Origin of the sequence: Streptomyces cynarae (assembly GCF_025642135.1) — a bacterium.
GTDB lineage: Bacteria > Actinomycetota > Actinomycetes > Streptomycetales > Streptomycetaceae > Streptomyces > Streptomyces cynarae.
This window is the reverse complement of record NZ_CP106793.1, coordinates 4,635,898-4,653,956: the sequence shown is the minus strand read 5'-3', so window position 1 is coordinate 4,653,956 and position 18,059 is coordinate 4,635,898. Positions and strand designations below refer to the sequence as shown.

At 72.3% G+C, this 18,059-nt stretch carries 13 protein-coding genes and 2 pseudogenes; 10 read left to right on the top strand and 5 right to left on the bottom strand.

Annotation, left to right across the window (positions count from 1 at the left end):
- Positions 1-48: 48 nt before the first annotated feature.
- Together N8I84_RS21325 and N8I84_RS21320 are read left to right on the top strand one after the other, a co-directional pair.
- Positions 49-255, top strand: a complete 207-nt coding sequence (locus N8I84_RS21325; RefSeq protein WP_263235064.1) for a hypothetical protein — start codon at positions 49-51, stop codon at positions 253-255.
- A gap of 4 nt (positions 256-259) precedes the next feature.
- On the top strand, positions 260-466 hold the full coding sequence (locus N8I84_RS21320) for a hypothetical protein (protein ID WP_390898930.1): 207 nt from the start codon (positions 260-262) through the stop codon (positions 464-466).
- 83 nt (positions 467-549) lie between these two features.
- Here the strand turns inward: N8I84_RS21320 and N8I84_RS21315 are convergent.
- Together N8I84_RS21315 and N8I84_RS21310 are read right to left on the bottom strand one after the other, a co-directional pair.
- Positions 550-1,688, bottom strand: a pseudogene (locus tag N8I84_RS21315) (hypothetical protein).
- Between the two features lie 461 nt (positions 1,689-2,149).
- Positions 2,150-2,785, bottom strand: a complete 636-nt coding sequence (locus tag N8I84_RS21310) for an NAD(P)-dependent oxidoreductase (protein WP_263230981.1) — start codon at positions 2,783-2,785, stop codon at positions 2,150-2,152.
- A 105-nt stretch (positions 2,786-2,890) separates the two neighbouring features.
- On the opposite strand from N8I84_RS21310, the gene N8I84_RS21305 reads away from it, so the two are divergent.
- The 7 genes from N8I84_RS21305 (at position 2,891) to metG (ending at position 12,124) form a co-directional block, all read left to right on the top strand.
- Positions 2,891-3,379 carry a hypothetical protein gene (locus N8I84_RS21305; protein ID WP_263230980.1) on the top strand — a complete coding sequence of 163 codons (489 nt, stop codon included), beginning with the start codon at positions 2,891-2,893 and terminating at the stop codon, positions 3,377-3,379.
- A 162-nt stretch (positions 3,380-3,541) separates the two neighbouring features.
- Positions 3,542-4,447, top strand: a complete 906-nt coding sequence (locus N8I84_RS21300) for a hypothetical protein (RefSeq protein ID WP_263230979.1) — start codon at positions 3,542-3,544, stop codon at positions 4,445-4,447.
- Between the two features lie 137 nt (positions 4,448-4,584).
- The gene (locus N8I84_RS21295; RefSeq protein ID WP_263230978.1) at positions 4,585-5,004 is read left to right on the top strand and encodes a DUF7144 family membrane protein; all 420 of its coding nucleotides are present in this window, start codon (positions 4,585-4,587) and stop codon (positions 5,002-5,004) included.
- Between the two features lie 178 nt (positions 5,005-5,182).
- Positions 5,183-6,235 carry an endonuclease/exonuclease/phosphatase family protein gene (locus N8I84_RS21290; RefSeq protein WP_390898929.1) on the top strand — a complete coding sequence of 351 codons (1,053 nt, stop codon included), beginning with the start codon at positions 5,183-5,185 and terminating at the stop codon, positions 6,233-6,235.
- Positions 6,236-6,248: 13 nt separating this feature from the next.
- Positions 6,249-8,183, top strand: a complete 1,935-nt coding sequence (locus N8I84_RS21285) for an FUSC family protein (RefSeq protein ID WP_263230977.1) — start codon at positions 6,249-6,251, stop codon at positions 8,181-8,183.
- A 332-nt stretch (positions 8,184-8,515) separates the two neighbouring features.
- A complete protein-coding gene (locus tag N8I84_RS21280) occupies positions 8,516-10,243 on the top strand; it encodes a VWA domain-containing protein (RefSeq protein ID WP_263230976.1) in 1,728 nt (575 codons plus the stop codon).
- A gap of 165 nt (positions 10,244-10,408) precedes the next feature.
- The gene (gene metG, locus N8I84_RS21275; RefSeq protein ID WP_263230975.1) at positions 10,409-12,124 is read left to right on the top strand and encodes a methionine--tRNA ligase; all 1,716 of its coding nucleotides are present in this window, start codon (positions 10,409-10,411) and stop codon (positions 12,122-12,124) included.
- Positions 12,125-12,192: 68 nt separating this feature from the next.
- On the opposite strand, the pseudogene N8I84_RS21270 reads toward metG, so the two are convergent.
- Together N8I84_RS21270 and aspS are read right to left on the bottom strand one after the other, a co-directional pair.
- Positions 12,193-12,393 (bottom strand): annotated as a pseudogene (locus tag N8I84_RS21270) (pectate lyase family protein); the annotation flags it as partial.
- A 381-nt stretch (positions 12,394-12,774) separates the two neighbouring features.
- Positions 12,775-14,538 (bottom strand): aspartate--tRNA ligase, encoded by a 1,764-nt coding sequence (gene aspS, locus N8I84_RS21265; protein WP_263230974.1) that lies wholly within the window; start codon positions 14,536-14,538, stop codon positions 12,775-12,777.
- Between the two features lie 219 nt (positions 14,539-14,757).
- Here aspS and N8I84_RS21260 point away from each other — a divergent pair, with 219 nt between their 5' ends.
- Entirely contained in the window at positions 14,758-16,923 is a 2,166-nt protein-coding gene (locus tag N8I84_RS21260; RefSeq protein WP_263230973.1) for an ATP-binding SpoIIE family protein phosphatase, read from the top strand.
- 78 nt (positions 16,924-17,001) lie between these two features.
- Here N8I84_RS21260 and N8I84_RS21255 read toward each other — a convergent pair whose 3' ends face one another.
- Entirely contained in the window at positions 17,002-18,054 is a 1,053-nt protein-coding gene (locus N8I84_RS21255) for an AI-2E family transporter (RefSeq protein WP_263230972.1), read from the bottom strand.
- Positions 18,055-18,059: the final 5 nt, after the last annotated feature.

Genomic DNA, 18,059 nt, shown 5'->3' with positions numbered 1-18,059 from the left:
GGCATTAAACGTGCTTAATCCGCGACTGTCATTGCGAGGTCGGTTGCCGTGCCCCCACGCCCTTCCGTGCACCTCGGACGCATATCCGCGCGTCACGTCAGAGGGTTCGGCGCGGCCGTCGTCGCCGTGGCCGCCCTGGTCACCGCCGCCAACGCGGGCCCGGCCCGGGCCGCGGAGCCCCGGCAGCCGCTCCCCGCACAGGCGGTCCCCCGTGGGCACACTCACCCCGGAGGCCTGCCGGGCCGCCTGCGCTGACCGCGTGGCCTCCCCCGCCGCACGCACCGCGCTGGACCTCACCGCCGACATCCCGCTCGCCGACCCGGCGGACCGCTACCGGGACCTGCACCGCCATCCCGAGCTGTCCCAGCTCGAGCACCGGGCCGCGGGAAAGCACGCCGACCGGCTGCGCACGGCCGGGTACGCGGCGACCGAGTCGGGGGCGCCGGCCCACTTGCCGGTGGCATGACCTGAGCCCGCTGACGGCCCGGCGGCTCCCACCGGGTCGCGTACGCGGTGAACGCGGCCCGGCCATTCGGGAGCCGTCGGTCGCTACCCCGGCACGCGCTGCGACTGCCTCAGTTCCTCGAGGTGCTGCCGGACGTGGCGGAGCGCTCCCTCGCGGCGCCCCGGTACCCGTTGGCGCAACTCGGCAAGGGCTGGGCCCAGTTCGCGGGCGCGGGTCGCGTCGGTCATGCTGCCCCACTGGTGGTGGGCGCGGTCCACGGCCGCCTCCACCGCCGGGTCCTCGGGGACTGGCCGGCCGCGAGGCGGGCGGCGGCGACCATCAGCCAGGTCTCGCAGCTGCGGCCCGCGTCGCCCGCGAGCATCGCGAGGTCGGCGCGGACCTCCATCCAGTGCAGCGCCTCCTGCGAGCCGGGCCCGTGCTGCCGCAGCGCGGCCTGTTCCCACTGTGCGGCGAGCGCGGCGGCCTCGGCGTGCCGGCCGTCCTGGACGGCGGCGGTGAGGGCGGCGTGGGGGTCGGGGGGCGCGACCGGATGAGGGGGTGGCACGGGAACGGGCTGCCGGCTTCTCCGGACGGGAAGCTGCGCCGGCGGCTGGTACGGGGCGAGCAGTATGTCCCCCCGCGTGCCGTCGTCCGCGTAGGCCCGGGTCACCGCCTGGTGGTGGAGGGTGGCCGGGTCCGGGCGGTGGCCGCTGCGGAGCAGGGTCGCGACGGCCTTCATGTAGGTGGGGGTCGCGAGCGCGCGGCGCGGGGGCGGTGGGGCGACCCGGCCGTAGAGGGTGACCGCGGGGCCGCAGTCCGGCGCGACACCGCGCAGGTGCTGCCAGGTCTCCGGATCCGCGTGCAGATCGGCGAACACGGTCGTCGCACCGGGCGGGCGCAGCCTCAGCTCCTCACGGAACCAGTGCCAGGGGAAGCCGGTGTAGCGGACGGTGGCCGGGGTGGTGCGGGCCAGCGCCAGGTGCGGCAGGTGCTGGCGGCGGTCGAGCTGGAGCTGCCCGGTGAGGAACACCGTCAGCGGGACGGGGGCGGCCGCGGCGGCCCGCAGCCGGGTGAGGACGGCCTGCGGCTCCAGCGGGTCGGCGAGTTCCACCACGTTCGCCGTGTCCGTGCCGGAGAGCACCGGCGGGGCGACGGCCGCGAGCACCGGAAGCACGGAGGCCGCGTCCACCAGGCATCCCTTGCCCGCCGGCGAGGCCGCGAGCAGCAGCACGGTTCCGGGCATCGTTCCCTCCCCCATCGATCAGGTACGTCAGCACCGTAACCTCTGCGCCTGCAAAGGGGCGACGAGTCCGGCGAACGCTCAGCGGCCGACGGACGGGCGGGGCCGGGCCGCGGAGATCTCGGCGCGCCCAGCCGTGGGGCGTCCTCTCGCCGGCGTACGGCACCGCCCTCTTGCCTCCGGCCTTCCTCCGGTCGGTCATCGGGGGCTCGTCTCGTGCGCACCGGACCTGCCTGCCGTTCGCCGGTCTCGTCAGTTCGCCGGTCTCGTCAGTTCGCCGGTCCGTCGCGCTTCGTCAGTACGCCACGGACATGCGGGTGCGTACATGGGCGCCCTGTTCCAGTTCGTCGAGGAACGCCGCCGCGTAGTCCTCCGCCGCCGGTCTCGTCAGTCCGCCGGTCTCGTCAGTTCGCCGGTCTCATCAGTCCGCCGGTCCGCCGGTCTCGCCGGTCCGTCGCGCTTCCTCAGTACGCCACGGACATGCGGGTGCGTACATGGGCGCCCTGCTCCAGTTCGTCGAGGAACGCCGCCGCGTAGTCCTCTGCGCTGATCCGGCTGCGGCCCTCCGCGTCGGTCAGCAACTGGTCACCTCCCACCCGGAAGCGGCCCGTGCGCTGCCCGGGGGCGATCTCGGCGGCGGGGGAGACGTACGTCCAGTCCAGGTCGTCCACCGTGCGGTAGAAGTCCAGGGCCGTGCCGTGCGTCAGCGCCTCCGCCCGGACCGCCTCCGGAAAACCGGGCTGGTCGTACAGCGCCTCCCCGGGCGCGACCTCCAGGCTGCCCGCGCCGCCGACCACCATCAGCCGCCGCACCCCTGCTTCCCGGGTGCCCTGCACGAGCGCCCGGTTGATCGCGAGGAAGGGCTCCTCCGGGTCCGTACCGTCCCGGGGCGGTGCGCACGCGCTCGCCACCGCGTCCGCCCCCCTCGCCAGTTCCGCGACTTTCGCGGGATCCGACGCGTCCGCCGCCGTCGCGGTCACCCCCGGCACCGGCGACCGGCCGGAGCGGCTGACGGCCGTCACCCGGTGCCCGCGCCGCGTCGCCTCCGCGGCGATCCGGCTGCCCACCATCCCGGTCGCGCCGAACAGGACGATCCTCATGAGCCCCAGCGAAACACGCTCCGAAAGGCCTCGCATCCCGACTTGCCCGCCGCCCCCGTCAGGGTGTGCCCTGGTGTGCAGGGGCGAGGAGAGAGGAGTGCTCCCATGGCTCACGCGGCACCCGCATCGAGGACCCCGCACCCACCCGCCACCACCTCCCGCGCTTTCGTCCCGGCCCATCGGCCGCCGAACCTCTTCGACCGGCGCGTGCACCGCCTCGGACGACTGGCCGTGCCGCTCGCCATCGGCCTCCTCTACGGCTACTGGGCCGCGGCCAACCGGCGCCAGGGCGGCCCCATCACCGGCTGGAACCTCGTGTTCGGCTTCGCCTGCACGATCGTCTTCACGGTGCTGTGCTCCGCCCTGTTCGTCATGACGCCGCGCCTTCGGCGCGGGGCGCACGCGGTGGTGTGGGGCGCGTTCACTGGCATCACGCTCGGCTTCCTCTACATCCAGACCAACGTGAGCGTGCTGCACGCGGCGGGTCTGGCGCTCGTGGTCGCGCTGGCCGTGTTCCTGTTCGACTTCTACCGCTACTCGACGTTCTCCCACTACGTCGCGCGCGAGGACGGAGAGGGCCGCCCGGCCGGCTGACCCGTCCGTGGACGGGTCAGCGCGCGGGCCCTGCGCCGGGCCCGCGCCGACCCGGCCCGGCCGGGGCCGCGTCCGTCCGTGGTCCCGCGCTCCGCCGGCCCCGTCCACCCGTTTGCAGGCGGTCCGCTCGCGCGTCGTCCGTGCCGACGTTTCCCTGGTGGCGTGTCCCGACGTGTTCGCAGCGTCCTGTCCGCCGTACTGGTCGGCCTCGCGTGTCTGCTCGCGCCGCTCGGCGTGCTCGCCGCGTGGGCGAAGTTCGGAATCGAGGACGCCGACCGCTACGCGGCCAGCACCGCCCCGCTCGCCTCCGACGCCGAGGTCCGCGACGCCATCGCCGGTGCCGTCACCGACGGCATCATGCGCGACGTGCGCGTCAGCCCGCCCCTGCGGGGCTCCATGCACGCCTTCGTCCACGACGCGGTGCGCTCGTTCACGGACACGGAGGCCTTCCGCGCCGCCTGGGACACCGCGAACCTCAGCGCGCACGACGCCGTGATGCGCGCGCTGCACGACGACGACCGCGCCGACGGGCCCGTCACCCTCGACCTCGCCCCCGTCACCGAGCGCATGAAGCAGCAGCTCGTCGACGACCATGTGCCGTTCGCGGGCCGCATCCCCGTCGCGCACACCGAGATCACGCTGTTGCAGTCGCAGGATCTGACGAAGCTCCGGAAGGGGTTCCACGTGCTCGAAGTCGCGGGGTTCTGGCTTCCCGTCGCCACCGTGGCCTTCGCGGTGACCGGCATCCTGGTGGCCGTCTGCCGCCGCCGGGCCGTGCTGGCGACCGGCCTCGGCACCGCGCTGGGCGCGGCACTGCTCGGGGTCGCGATCGCGGTGGGGCGCCGCATGACGCTGGCGGACCTGCCACCGGACGTCTCGCACCCGGCGGCCGGCGCGGTCTACGACGCGCTCACCGAGACCCTGCGCCTGGTCTCCTGGGTGCTGCTCGGACTCGGGCTCGTGGTGGCCCTGGGCGCCTGGCTCACGGGCCGGTACGTGCGACGCCGGCGGGCGTCCGAAGAGCCCGCACCGGTTCCGGCGGAGCGACCGTCGCAGGTCCAGGCCTGACGCGGTCCGCGACAACACCCTCCGCGCCGAGCGGCCGCGGGAGTTCCGCACTCACCCGTTCGGACCGCTTCACCCTGCGGCGCACCTTCCTCGGGGTGAACCTGCGGGGGAAGGCCCCGTCCCTAGGAGGCAACCCCATGGTCCAGCACACCGCATCCACCACGCACGCCAGACAGACGGCGTGGGCCACCGGCGGCATGGCGTTCGCCGGGGTCCTGATGATGGTCGGCGGCATCATCGGCGTGCTGAACGGCATCGCCGGCATCGCCACGAACAACGTCTACGTGCGCGTGGGGAACTACGTGTACCAGTTCAGCCTCGCCACGTGGGGCTGGATCCACCTGATCGTCGGCGCTCTGGTGGCGATCACGGGGTGGGGTGTCCTTCAGGGCCTGGAGTGGGCGCGCTGGGTGGGTGTGGGCCTGGCGGCCCTCTACATGATCCTGTACTTCATGTTCCTGCCGTACGCCCCGATCTGGTCGATCATCGCCATCGCGATCGGCGGCTTCGTGATCTGGTCCCTGGTGACGGTACCGCGCACGGAACGGGCCCCGTAGCTCTCCGGTAGGCCGGTCGCTCTCCGGTGGCACCGCGGCTCTCCGGCAGCACCGCGGCTCTCCGATAGCACCGCTTCCGCGCTGCCTCTTCCCTCTCCGCGTCGGCAAAATCCCCCGCAACTCCCCGTCTTGAGGGAGGATTCGGGCATCCGGTCCACCGGGGGGAAGGCGGCGGCTCGTGGAGACGACGATCGTGGCTGGGGGCCCGCAGGCCGAGGTGCGGCGGCGGTCCCGGGGGCGGGTCGCCGGGGCCTGGTGCGGTGGGGTCGTGCTGGCCGGAGTGAGCGTGGTCGTCGTGTGCCGGGCCGCCGGCACCGACGGCGTCACCCCCGTGCCCCAGTTGCTCGCCTTCCTGCCCTGGCTGCTCGTCCCCGCCGCCCTCGCCCTCCTCCTCACCCTGCTCGCCCGCTGGCGCACCGGAGTGCTGTGGGGCGCCCTGGCGCTCGTCGCGCTCGCGTGGTTCTCCAAGCCGTACGGCAGCGAGACGGAACCCACCGGCAGTCCGCTCACCGGCCTCCGCGTGCTGACCTCGAACGTCGAGTTCGGTCGCGGCGCCCCCTCCCTCGTCCCCGCGATCCACCGCGCCCGTCCGGACATCGTGTTCGTCGAGGAGTGCGAGCACCGCTGTTCCGCCCTCCTGGAGCGCGCCTTCGGCGGCCCGCACGGCACCTACCCCTACCGCAGGGCCGTCGACGGCAGCGGCTCGGACGGGTCGGTCATCCTCAGCCGGTTCCCGCTCGGGCCCGCACCCGGCGTGCCCGGCACCATGGGCATGCCCGGCGCGGTCGCCGACGTCGACGGCCACCCGGTACGCCTCCAACTCGCCCACCCCATGCCCCCGCTCCCCGGCCGGCTCGCGCTGTGGCGCCGTGAACTCGGGGAGCTCCGCGCCTACGCGGCAGCCGGTCACGGGGCCCCGACCGTCCTCGCCGGCGACTTCAACGCGACCGAGGACCACGCCGCCTTCCGCCGCATCCTGAGCGCCGGCGTGCGCGACAGCGCCCGCCTCGCCGACCACGCCCGTACGCCCTCGTGGCCCACCCGCACCGCCCCGCCGTTCGGCGCGCAGATCGACCATGTGCTGGTCTCCCCGGACTTCTCCGTGGGCTCGGCCCGCTTCCTGCACATCGCCGACACCGATCACCGCGCCCTGGTCGTCGACCTCACTCTCCACGAGTCCGGCCCGCACACAGGGCGCCGAACAGCGCAAAGGGTCACCCGTACGCATTAGCGATAATGAGGGCATGCCCCGCGAGTTCCCCATCGGCCTCACCCCTCCCGACTGGCTGGTCAGGAACCTCCAACCCCAGCAGGCCCCCGTCAACCGGCCCGCCGCCGTCCGCGCCGCCATCGCGATGTCCCTGCCCCTCGCGATCGGGCTGGTCTTCGGGGAACCCGCCTACGGCGCCATCGCCTCCATGGGCGCCCTGTCCGGCGTCATCGGCGACACAGCGGACGCGTACCGCATGCGCATCCTCAACATCGCGATCCCCCAATTCTTCGGCGCCGTCGGCGTCACCGTCGGCTCCCTGGTGTTCGGGCAGGGCTGGCTCGCCGTCGCCGCCATGACCTCGGTGGCACTGCTGTCCGGACTGATCTCCTCGATCGGCGCGGTCGCCTCCGTCTCCGGACTGCTGCTGCTCCTCAACTGCGTCATCGGCGCAGGCCTTCCGCTGCCGCAGCCCTGGTGGCTCCCCCCGCTGCTGCTCTCCGGCGGCGGTCTGCTCGTGCTGGCCCTCGCCCTGCTGTCCTGGCCGTTGCGCTCGGGCGTACCCGAACGGGCCGCCGTCGCGGGCACCTACCGCGCGGTCGCCGATCTGCTCGGCGCCTGCGGGACGAAGACGTACGACGCCGCCCGGTACGCCGTCACCCAGTCCCTCAACCAGTCCTACGACCTCATCCTCGCCCGGCGCGCCCGCCACCACGGCCGCAGTCCCGAACTGGTCCGGCTGATCGCCGAGTTGAACGCGATCACCCCGGTCGTGGAGGCCGCCCCGGCCGCCCACCACTACGGCAGGCCGCTGCCCGAGCAGGTCCCCGCCGCCGTACGGCTCCTCGCGGACGCCATCGCCGCCGGCCGCCGCGACGCCCTGGACCTCGGCCTGCCGGTCCCCGCCGGCGAGACGGGCCGCGCCCTCGACCACGCGCTGCGCCACGCCGCCGAGGTCGTCACGGCACACAACCTCGACCCCCGCACGATCGTCGACCGCCTCGGCCGCCCCGCCTCCCTGCGTGTCCGCGTTTACCGCACGGCCCGCAACGTCCTGCTGTCCGGCACCTCCTGGCGCTACGGCCTGCGCCTCGCCCTGTGCATCGGCATCGCCCAGGCCCTGGTGTCCCTGGTGCCCGTCCCGCGGTCCTACTGGATCGCCCTGACCATCACCTTCGTGCTGAAGCCCGACTTCGGCTCGGTCTTCTCCCGGGCCCTGCTCCGCGCGCTCGGCACTGTGGCGGGCCTGCTGGTGGCGGCCGTCGTGCTCGCCGCGGTGCCGCGCGGCTGGTGGGACGTGCCGACGCTCGTGGTCCTCGCCCCAATCATCCCCGCGCTGACGCCCCGCGGCTACGGCTACCAGACGGCCGCGATCACCCCGGTGATCCTGCTCCTGTCCGACATCCTGAACCACCTGGGCACGGCCCTCCTGGTCCCCCGCCTGCTCGACTCCCTCATCGGCTGCGCGATCGCCCTCGTGGCCGGCTACCTGTTGTGGCCGGAGAGCTGGCACACACGTGTCGGCGACCGGCTCGCGACCGCGGTCGCCGACACGGCGGTGTACGTGGAGAAGGCGTTCGGGGAGACCGCGGACCCCGCCTCCCGCGCCCGGATGCGGCGGCGCCTGTACCGGGATCTGTCCACCATCCGTACGGAGTTCCAGCGGGCCCTGACCGAGCCACCGCCGACCGGCCGCCGGGCCGCCGCCTGGTGGCCGCTGGTCGTCGCGGTGGAACGGATCGTGGACACGACGACGGCGGCCCGGGTACGGGTGAAGCAGGGGGCACCGCCGCCGTCGCCCGCCGAGATCGCCCAGATCACCCTGCAACTTCGGGAGTTGTCGCAGGGCCTGCGGGAGACGGAGGTACTGGTCCCGGTCCGCACCGACCTCACAGGCCCGGTGGAGAGCATCCTGGAGCCGCTGCGGCAGGAGGTGGCGGCGGCACGGGCGATCGCGTCCCCGCACTGAGACCACGACCGCCCACGCCCTTTACTTTCCCTGTACGAACCCTTGGTGTGGGCGTGACGCCAGGGGGATCGGGTGTGCGGGAGCAATGCCGAGCGGTCGGCGATCGGTGAACCGAATGGAACCGTACGGGGGTTGGGCGGCACTCGGCGTGGCGTGCCGCGCGAGCCGAGCCGTCTCGCCCCCGAGGATGTGTAACGGCGGAATCGCGGTATTGACAGGCGGCGGTTCCGATGTTCGGACGGTACCCAGGATCGCCGCCTTCGGCCGCTAACCTTACGTGTCCGTCCTGGCCAGGGATTGACGGGCATCAACTCACGCGAAGGGTTGCGCACATGGGCATTCTCACTCTCCTGCGGAACGCGTTCGGCCGCTCACGCAAGGGTCGCTCCGCCGAGGAGGAGCCCACGCGGGAGCCACAGGAGCCGACGGTACCGGCCCAGTCGACGGCCGCGGAGCAGGCGGTAACGGCACGACCGGCGGAACCGGAGCCGACGGTACCGGCGCAGTCCACGGAACCGGAGCCGACGCCGACGGCCGCGGAGCCGACGGTACCGGCGCAGTCCTCGGGCCGTACGGACGAGGAGCACGAGCTGGTGGCGGCGGCGTTCGACAACGTGACGGTACCGAGGCAGCCGACCCACAGGGAGGACCCGCCGGCCACGGAGACACCGGAGCCGACGGCGACAGAGCAGCCCACGACCGAGGCAGAGCCCGAGCCGCAGTCCGACACGAACCCCGAGGCCGAGCCGAAGGCAAAGACGCCGCCCGAGCCCGAGGCCGAACCCACCACCGAGGTGACGGCAGAAGCCGAGGCGGAGCCCACCATCGAGGTGACGGCGGAGGCCGAGACGAAGGCCGAGGCAGAGGCAGAGCCGGAGCCCATCGCCGAGGTGACGGCAGAGGCCGAGACGGAAGCAGAGGCAGAGGCAGAGCCGGAGCCCACCAGCGAGGTGACGGCAGAGACCGAGACGGAGGCAGAGCCCGAGCCCGAGCCCGAGGCCGAGCCCGAAGTGAAGCCCGAAGCCGAGACGGCGGCTGTGGTCGAGCCGGAGCCTGCGCAGGAACCTGTTGCCGATACGGCGCCCGAAACCGGGCAGGACGTCGAGGCGGAACCCGAGCCGCAGGCCGACACGAAGCCCGAGGCCGAGCCGGAGGCAGAGGCACCGGAACCGGCCGCCGCCGAGCAGCCCGCCACCGCTCCCACAGAGGCCCCGGCAGCCGCCGACGGCGAAGAAGCCCCACAGGAGGCACCTGCACCCGAGGACACGACCCGCACGGGTGGTGCGGGTGGGAACACCCCCGCCGAAGGCGAAGCCGAGGCGGAAGCGCAGGCCGAGGCGCAGCCCCCCGCCGAGGCGGAAGCGCAGGCCGAGGCGGAGCCCACCGCCGAGGCGCAGCCCCCCGCCCCCCAGCCCGAGCCGGAGGCCATCGCCCCCGGGCTCCTCACCGCCTACAAGGCCGCGGCCACCGTCCTCGACGAGCGCCGGCTCACCGGCACCCGGGCCAAGGTCTACCTCGTGCTCGACCGTTCCGCCTCCATGCGCCCGTACTACAAGGACGGCTCCGCCCAGGCGCTCGGCGAGCAGGCCCTCGCCCTCGCCGCCCACCTCGACCCGGAGGCCACGGTCCCCGTCGTCTTCTTCTCCACCGAACTGGACGGCACCGGCGAGCTCACCCTCGCCGACTACGAGGACAAGATCGACACCCTCCACGCGTCCCTCGGCCGTATGGGCCGCACCAGCTACCACGCGGCCGTGGAAGCGGTGATCGCCCACCACGACAAGTCCGAGAACCCGACCCTCCCCGCCCTGGTGATCTTCCAGACGGACGGCGCCCCGGACGCGAAGACCCCCGCCACCCAGTCCCTCACCGAGGCCGCGAAGAGCCACCCCCACCTCTTCTTCTCCTTCATCGCCTTCGGCGACCCGGAGAACAAGGCCTTCGACTACGTCCGCAAGCTCAAGACGGACAACACGTCCCACTTCCTGGCCGGTGAAACCCCGCGCGAGCTCACGGACGCCGAGGTCTACGAGGGCGTCCTGGCGAACTGGCGCCCGTAAAGCTCCCCGGACGCCCCCTCGGACGCCGCCCGCTTCTCACGCCGCAAAACGGGAAGCGGGCGGCGTACCCGTGTCGGCTACGATTTCAAGGTTCGTAGACGATGCGCAGCCGGCCCGAGAACCGGCCTGTCGTCACCCCACGTACCGACCTGGGAGCAGCCCGCGATGGCTCGACACCTCATCACCAGCGCCCTTCCGTACATCAACGGGATCAAGCACCTGGGCAACATGGTGGGGTCCATGCTCCCGGCGGACGTGCACTCCCGTTACCTCCGTCAGCGAGGCCACGAGGTCCTCTTCATCTGCGCGACGGACGAGCACGGCACCCCGGCCGAGCTGGCCGCCAAGGAGCAGGGTCTCCCGGTGGACGAGTTCTGCGCGCAGGCGCACGACGCGCAGAAGGCCGTCTACGACGGCTTCAACCTGGCGTTCGACTACTTCGGCCGCAGCTCCTCGCCGCAGAACCGCGAGATCACCCAGGAGATCGCCCGCGAGCTGAAGGCGAACGGCTTCATCGAGGAGCGGGCGATCCGCCAGGTGTACTCGAACGCCGACGGCCGCTTCCTGCCGGACCGGTACATCATCGGCACCTGTCCGCACTGCGGCTACGACAAGGCCCGCGGTGACCAGTGCGAGAACTGCACCCGTGTGCTGGACCCCACCGACCTGATCGACCCGCGCTCGGCGATCAGCGGCAGCAGCGACCTGGAGGTCCGCGAGACCAAGCACCTCTTCCTCCTCCAGTCGGCCCTGGCCGGCGAGGTCGAGGCCTGGGTGGACGAGCGCGCCGACAACTGGCCGGTCCTCGCCTCCTCCATCGCCCGCAAGTGGCTCACCGAGGGCCTGCACGACCGTGCGATCACCCGTGACCTGGACTGGGGCGTCCCGGTCCCGGCCGACACCTGGCCGGACCTGGCCGCCGAGGGCAAGGTCTTCTACGTCTGGTTCGACGCCCCGATCGAGTACATCGGCGCGACCAAGGAGTGGGCGGACCAGGACCCGGAGAACCGCGACTGGCGCTCCTGGTGGTGGGAGTCGGACGCGGACGTCCACTACACCCAGTTCATGGGCAAGGACAACGTGCCCTTCCACAGCGTGATGTTCCCGGCGACCCTGCTGGGCACCCGCGCGCCGTGGAAGAAGGTCGACGTGATCAAGGCCTTCAACTGGCTCAACTACTACGGCGGCAAGTTCTCCACCTCGCAGAAGCGCGGCGTGTTCACGCACGACGCGCTGGAGATCCTGCCCGCCGACTACTGGCGCTACTTCATGATGGCGAACGCGCCCGAGTCGGACGACTCCTCCTTCACCTGGGAGCACTTCACGGCCACGGTGAACAAGGACCTCGCCGACACACTGGGCAACTTCGTCAACCGCGTGCTCTCCTTCTCCCGCAAGCGCTTCGGGGACTCCGTCCCCGAGGGCGGCGAGCCCGGTGAGGCCGAGGCGCGGCTCGGCGAGGAGATCGCCCGTCTGCTCGCGGAGTACGAGGAGCACATGGAGGCCATCCAGTTCCGCAAGGCGGCGGCGGCGCTGCGCGCCCTGTGGTCGGCCGGCAACTCGTATCTCGAGGAGAAGGCCCCCTGGCTGGAGATCAAGACCAACAAGGAGGGTGCGGCCCTCACCCTGCGCACCGCGATGAACCTGATCCACCTGTACGCGGTGGTCTCGGAGCCGTTCATCCCGACGTCCTCGGCGGCCATGCGCGCGGCCTTCGACCTGAAGGACGACACGGCGGCCTGGGTCACGCCGGAGGAGGCCAGGTCCCTCACCGCGGTCGTCCCGGGCACGCCCTTCACGGTCCCGCCGGTGCTGTTCGCGAAGCTGACGGACGAGGACCTGGCCGCGTACAAGGAGCGCTTCGGCGGCGAGACGGAGTAGCGGCGCCCGCACACCGGAAGGGGCCCGGAAGCCGAAAGGCTCCCGGGCCCCTGTTCGTCTGCGCACTCCTAGGAGAGGACCCCGGCGCCGGTGGTGCCGGCCAGTTCCGTCGGCAGGTTCTTCACGGACGTCTGAAGACCCGCGGTGAGCGTCGGCTTCCAGTTCACGGTCGTCTTGATCTTCTTCGACGAGGCGGCATTGTACACGGCGACGAGGTCGGTCGCCGTCCCGTTGACCAGGTTGCCGCCGCCCGCGCCGCTACCGATCCCACCGGCCACGACGACGGCGACGGAGCCCATGACGACACGGCGCTTGCGCGGGGAACGACGGTGCGAGGGGGATGCCACGGAGGAGTCCTTACGGGTTGCGGGACACGTATGAAGCCCCGTGGAGGGGCTTTTGACTGTCCGTGGTCACGAACCCGAAAAAGGTTGCCGCACTCACCTGCGATTCTTCCCGGTCACCGCCTCATGGCCGCGAACTCGCGCGGCCCGGGGAACGGGATGTTCAACACCTGCTGCGGGGCAGGCGTCAGCAGTGCCGGGTCCTTCTGGAAGATCCGGTGCAGCCGGGTGGCGGGCCGGCCGGGCCTCTGCCACGCGAAAGCGGCCCGGAACCGACCGTCGGTTCCGGGCCGCTCTCTCGCCTCGCTACTTCGCCTGCGGCTTGCGCACCGAGATGTGCAGTTCCCTCAGCCGCGCCTCGTCCAGCTCCGTCGGCGCGCCCATCATCAGGTCCTGCGCGTTGCCGTTGAGCGGGAACGCGATCGTCTCGCGGATGTTCGGCTCGTCCGCCAGGAGCATCACGATGCGGTCGATGCCCGGGGCGATGCCGCCGTGCGGCGGGGCGCCGAAGCGGAATGCGCGGAGCATGCCGGCGAACTCGCGCTCGACCGTCTCCTCGTCGTAGCCCGCGATACCGAAGGCCTTGAGCATGATGTCCGGCTCGTGGTTCCGGATCGCGCCCGAGGACAGCTCCACACCGTTGCAGACGATGTCGTACTGCCAGGCCAGGATGTCCAGCGGGTCCTGCGTCTCGAGCGCCTCCATGCCGCCCTGCGGCATGGAGAACGGGTTGTGCGAGAAGTCGATCTTTCCGGTGTCCTCATCCTTCTCGAACATCGGGAAGTCGACGATCCAGCAGAAGCGGAAGACGCCGTCCTCGAAGTGGCCGGCCCGCTTGGCCGCCTCCACCCGGACCGCACCCATGATCTTGGAGACCTCGTCGAACTCGCCCGCGCCGAAGAACACCGCGTGGCCGGCCGACAGCGACAGCCGCTTCGTCAGCTCCGCCACGTTCTCCTCGGTCAGGAACTTCGCGATCGGGCCGGACAGCGAGCCGTCCTCGCCGACCCGCACCCACGCCAGGCCCTTGGCGCCCTGCTCCACCGCGTACTCGCCGAGCTGGTCGAAGAACTTGCGGGGCTGCGAGGCCGTGTCCGGCACCGGCAGCGCGCGCACGTGCTTGCCCGCGAACGCCTTGAACTCCGAGCCCTCGAAGATGTCGGTGATGTCGACCAGCTCCAGCTGGGCGCGCAGGTCCGGCTTGTCTGAGCCGTACTTCAGCATCGCCTCACGGAACGGGATCCGCGGGAACGGGGAGGTGACGTGCCGGCCGCCTCCGAACTCCTCGAAGATCTCCGTCATCAGCTTCTCGATCGGCTGGAACACGTCCTCCTGCTCGACGAAGGACATCTCCACGTCGAGCTGGTAGAACTCGCCCGGCGAACGGTCCGCGCGCGCGTCCTCGTCACGGAAGCAGGGCGCGATCTGGAAGTAGCGGTCGAAGCCGGAGATCATCAGCAGCTGCTTGAACTGCTGCGGCGCCTGCGGCAGCGCGTAGAACTTGCCCGGGTTCAGGCGGGAGGGGACCACGAAGTCGCGGGCGCCCTCCGGGGAGGTCGCCGTCAGGATCGGGGTCGCCATCTCGTTGAAGCCCATCGCGGCCATCTTGTGGCGGATCGCCGAGATCACGGCCGTGCGCAGCATGATGTTGCGGTGCATGCGCTCGCGGCGCAGGTCCAGGAAGCGGTACTCCAGGCGCCGCTCCTCGTTGACCCCGTCCTCGGTGTTGATCGTGAAGGGGAGCGGGGCGGCCGCGCCCAGCACCTCGACCTCGCCGACCTCGATCTCGATCTCACCGGTGGGCAGGTCCGGGTTCACGTTCTCCGCACCACGGGAGACGACCCCGCCGTCGACGCGGACGACCGTCTCCTTGGAGAGCTTGTCCAGGGCCTCGTACGACGCCGTGCCCGGGCGGGCGACGAGCTGCGTGATGCCGTAGTGGTCGCGCAGATCGATGAACAGGATGCCGCCCAGGTCGCGCCGATTGTGCAGCCAGCCGCTCAGCCGGACGTCCTTGCCGACGTCAGAGGCGCGGAGCTCGCCGCAGGTGTGGGACCTGTACCGGTGCATCGTCGTTCATCCAGTCTTCGCAGGATCGGGGTCTCGCCGCGGCCGCTCGCCCCGGCGCCTCCGGGCGGGCACGGCCCGGACCCATCAAGCGTACCGGCCGCCCCGACATCGCCTCGCCCCGATTCTTCCGGTGCGCCGGAATCACCGCGAACCCGCTCGAGATCTGCTGTTGCTCACTTTCAGTGGCACCTCCCGATCCCCTCTTCTTACAGTGGGGCAATGCGCACTGGTGAGCCCCTGCCCGCCGTGGGGGAGGTCCTGTCCGACCTCGCGACCGGCATGTGGCGCTACGACGCCGCCGCCGGGCTCGTCACCCTGGATGCCGAGGCCGCGCGGCTCGTGGGGCTGCCCGCGGAGCCGACCACGCTCACCGAGGCCCAGATCCGTTCCCGGTTCCACCCGGTCGACTGGAACGAGGTCGACGGGGTGGTCCAGCTCGCCCTCGCCGAGGGCACCATCGCCGAGGTCCGGATGCGGATCATGGACGAGAACAACCGTGTCGTCCGTGTCGTCCGCAGCCGCTCCAAGCCGTCGCTGGACGCACGCACCGGCGAGTACAAGCTGGTCGGCACCCTCCAGGAGGTCACCGAGCCCGTCCCCGGCGCCACCGCCCGGGCACCCGTCATCGGCGACTGGCGCCGCTCCCGCGAGGCGTTCCTGCTGGACGCGGGGCGCGCGCTGGCCGAGGCGCGGTCCACGGAGGAGGTGCTGCGGGTCGCGGCCGGGCTGTCGATGCCCGGGTTCTCACCGGACGGGCTGGCAGTCTTCGGGGTCGAGGCCGACCGGCTGACCGTCATCGGCCACCACGGGCACAAGCCGGGCGACGAGGCGCCCTTCATCCAGATGTCGGTGGACACGGACTACCCGGCCGCGGAGGTCGTCCGCACCGGCCGCGCCGTGTACATGTCCTCGCCCGAGGAGTACAAGGCCCGCTATCCGGCCTCCTGGCCGCTCGCCGCGCAGTTCGGCCGCCACTCCTGGGCGTTCCTGCCGCTCACCGTCGCGGGACGCACGATGGGCGCCTGGATGGCGGCGTTCAAGCACCCGGTCGCCTTCACGCCCGACGAGCGTTCGGTGCTCACCACGGTCGCCCGCATGCTCGCCCAGGCCCTCACCCGGGCGGGCGCCGCCGAGACGGAGCGGGAACTGACGGACGGGCTGCAGCGCTCGATGATGCCCACGCTGGGCCCGCAGATACCCGGCATGACGGTGGCCGCCCGCTACGTGCCGACCGGCGGCGGGCTCCAGGTGGGCGGCGACTGGTACGACATGATCCAGCTGCCCGGGGGCACCCCCTCCGGGGGCGGCCGGTTCGCGCTGACGATCGGCGACGTCCAGGGCCACGACGTGCGCGCCGCGGGCCTCATGGGCCAGCTGCGGATAGCCCTGCGCGCGTATGCCGCCGAGGGCCACCGCCCGGACGCGGTCCTCTCCCGCGCCTCCCGGTTCCTGCACGGGATGACCTACGGCGAGGACGGCGCCGACCTGCGCTTCGCGACCTGCCTCTATGTGGAGGTGGATCCGGCGACCGGGACGCTGGAGATCGCCCGGGCCGGCCACCCGGACCCCGCGATCCGCATGGCGGACCGCACGGTGCTGATGCGGCCGACCTCGGGCGGACTGCCGCTCGGCATCGACCCGGACGCGGACTACCCGACCACCCGGCTCGTCCTGGAGCCCGGCGAGACCATGCTGCTCTGCACGGACGGCCTGATCGAGACCGGCGGGCACGACCTGGAGACCGGCTGGCGGCGGATCCGGCGCATCCTCGAGGAGCACGAGGGTGACATGGAGGAGCTGGCCGACGCGCTGGTCCAGGCCGTGCACGGCCCCTCCTCGCACTACGCGACCGGGCCGCTGACCGACCGGCGCGAGGACGACATCGCCGTGGTGCTCCTGTGCCGTGCGAGCGCGGCGGGCATCTGCGGCGGCACGATCACTTCGGTACGGTCGGTGATACGGCGTACGGCGCTGACGATCGCGCAGGCCGAGCCCGAACGGATCGCGGGCGCCCGGCAGCAGCTGCGCGAACTGCTGCACGACTGGTCCTCCCCCGAGCAGGTCGACTCGGCGGTGCTCCTGGCCTCCGAGATGCTCACCAACGTCCTGGTGCACACCGACGCGGACGCGCTGCTGGTCGCCGAGGTCTCCGGCGACGTCGACGGCCTGGGCGGCCGGGCCGGGCGCCGGGTCCGGGTGGAGGTCACGGACGCCAGCGACGACCTCCCGCACCGACGCCACCCCGGCGAGCTGGCCTCCTCGGGCCGCGGCCTGGTCCTCATGGAGCTCCTCGCCGACGCCTGGGGCGTCGATCCGCGGGGCGAGGGCAAGAGCATCTGGTTCGAGCTGGAGGAGGAGCCGGTGAAGGAGGACGGGGAGGCGTAGGAGTTGCGGCACACAGGGCACGGGGGACTGCGAGGCAGCACGGGCTCGTGGGTGCCGCAGCGGGTGCTGCCGGCTGCCCTACGGCTCCTGTGAAGCCTGAGGGCCGCGCCCGTACCGCGCGCGCAGCTCGTGCGCCACGCCGAACGCCGCCGCCGTCACCGGTACGGCCAGCAGCATCCCCAGGATCCCGGCCACCGACGCCCCCGCGGTGAGCGCCAGCAGCACCGCCGCCGGGTGCATCCGCACGGTCCGGCTCTGGACCACCGGCTGGAGCACATGCCCGTCCAGGACCTGCACGGCGACGACGACGCCGAGCGCCCACAGCGCGATGACGAGCCCGCGGTCGGCGAGCGCGACCAGCACCGCGACGGCACCGGAGATGAAGGCGCCGAGGTACGGGATGTACGCGCCGACGAACACCAGCGCGCCGAGCCCGATCGCGCCCGGGACATGGAGGACCAGCAACCCCACGGTGATCAGGGTGGCGTCGATGAACGCGATGACCGTGGTCCCGCGCATGAACCCCTCGACGGCCTGGAAGGCGCGCCGCGCCGTGGCCTCGAGGGCGTCGGCGCCGCCGTGCGGGGCGAGCGAGCGCAGCAGTCCGACGGCCCGGTCGGAGTCGCGCAGGAAGAAGAAGACGAGCAGCAGGGCGAGGACGGCCATCGCGAGGCTCTCGGCGACGACGCTGACGCCGCTGATGACGTTGGAGGCGGCGGTCCCGGCGAACTTGCCGACCAGTTCCCTGGCGTGGGAGGCCAGGTCGTCGAGCGAGGTGCCGGCCGCCCCGAAGTACCGCCCGAGCGACTTCGCGGCCCGTTTGAGCGAGGCGAGGATCTGGTCTCCGGTGTCGATGAGCGCGGTGACGACGATGTACACCGCCCCACCGACCACCGTCACCACGGCGACACACGTGATCCCGGCCGCGAGCGACCGGTGCACGCCGACCCGCATGAGCCACCGGTGCAGCGGCCCGAGCAGCGCGGTCCCGAGCAGGGCGAGGAGCACGGGTACGACGGCCGTACGAAACTGGCCGCACAGCCGGGCCACGATCCAGACGACCCCGGAGACCAGCAGCACGACGGCGCACCAGGCGGCGAGCCGGCGGACGGGTTCGGGGAGGAGCTGCACTCCTC

Coding starts and splice junctions, on each gene's coding strand:
- N8I84_RS21280 (WP_263230976.1), top strand. CDS start 8,516: ATGGGCATTCTCACTCTCCTGCGGAACGCGTTCGGCCGCTCACGCAAG.
- aspS (WP_263230974.1), bottom strand. CDS start 14,538: ATGCACCGGTACAGGTCCCACACCTGCGGCGAGCTCCGCGCCTCTGAC.
- N8I84_RS21260 (WP_263230973.1), top strand. CDS start 14,758: ATGCGCACTGGTGAGCCCCTGCCCGCCGTGGGGGAGGTCCTGTCCGAC.
- N8I84_RS21305 (WP_263230980.1), top strand. CDS start 2,891: ATGGCTCACGCGGCACCCGCATCGAGGACCCCGCACCCACCCGCCACC.
- N8I84_RS21310 (WP_263230981.1), bottom strand. CDS start 2,785: ATGAGGATCGTCCTGTTCGGCGCGACCGGGATGGTGGGCAGCCGGATC.
- N8I84_RS21285 (WP_263230977.1), top strand. CDS start 6,249: ATGCCCCGCGAGTTCCCCATCGGCCTCACCCCTCCCGACTGGCTGGTC.
- N8I84_RS21295 (WP_263230978.1), top strand. CDS start 4,585: ATGGTCCAGCACACCGCATCCACCACGCACGCCAGACAGACGGCGTGG.
- metG (WP_263230975.1), top strand. CDS start 10,409: ATGGCTCGACACCTCATCACCAGCGCCCTTCCGTACATCAACGGGATC.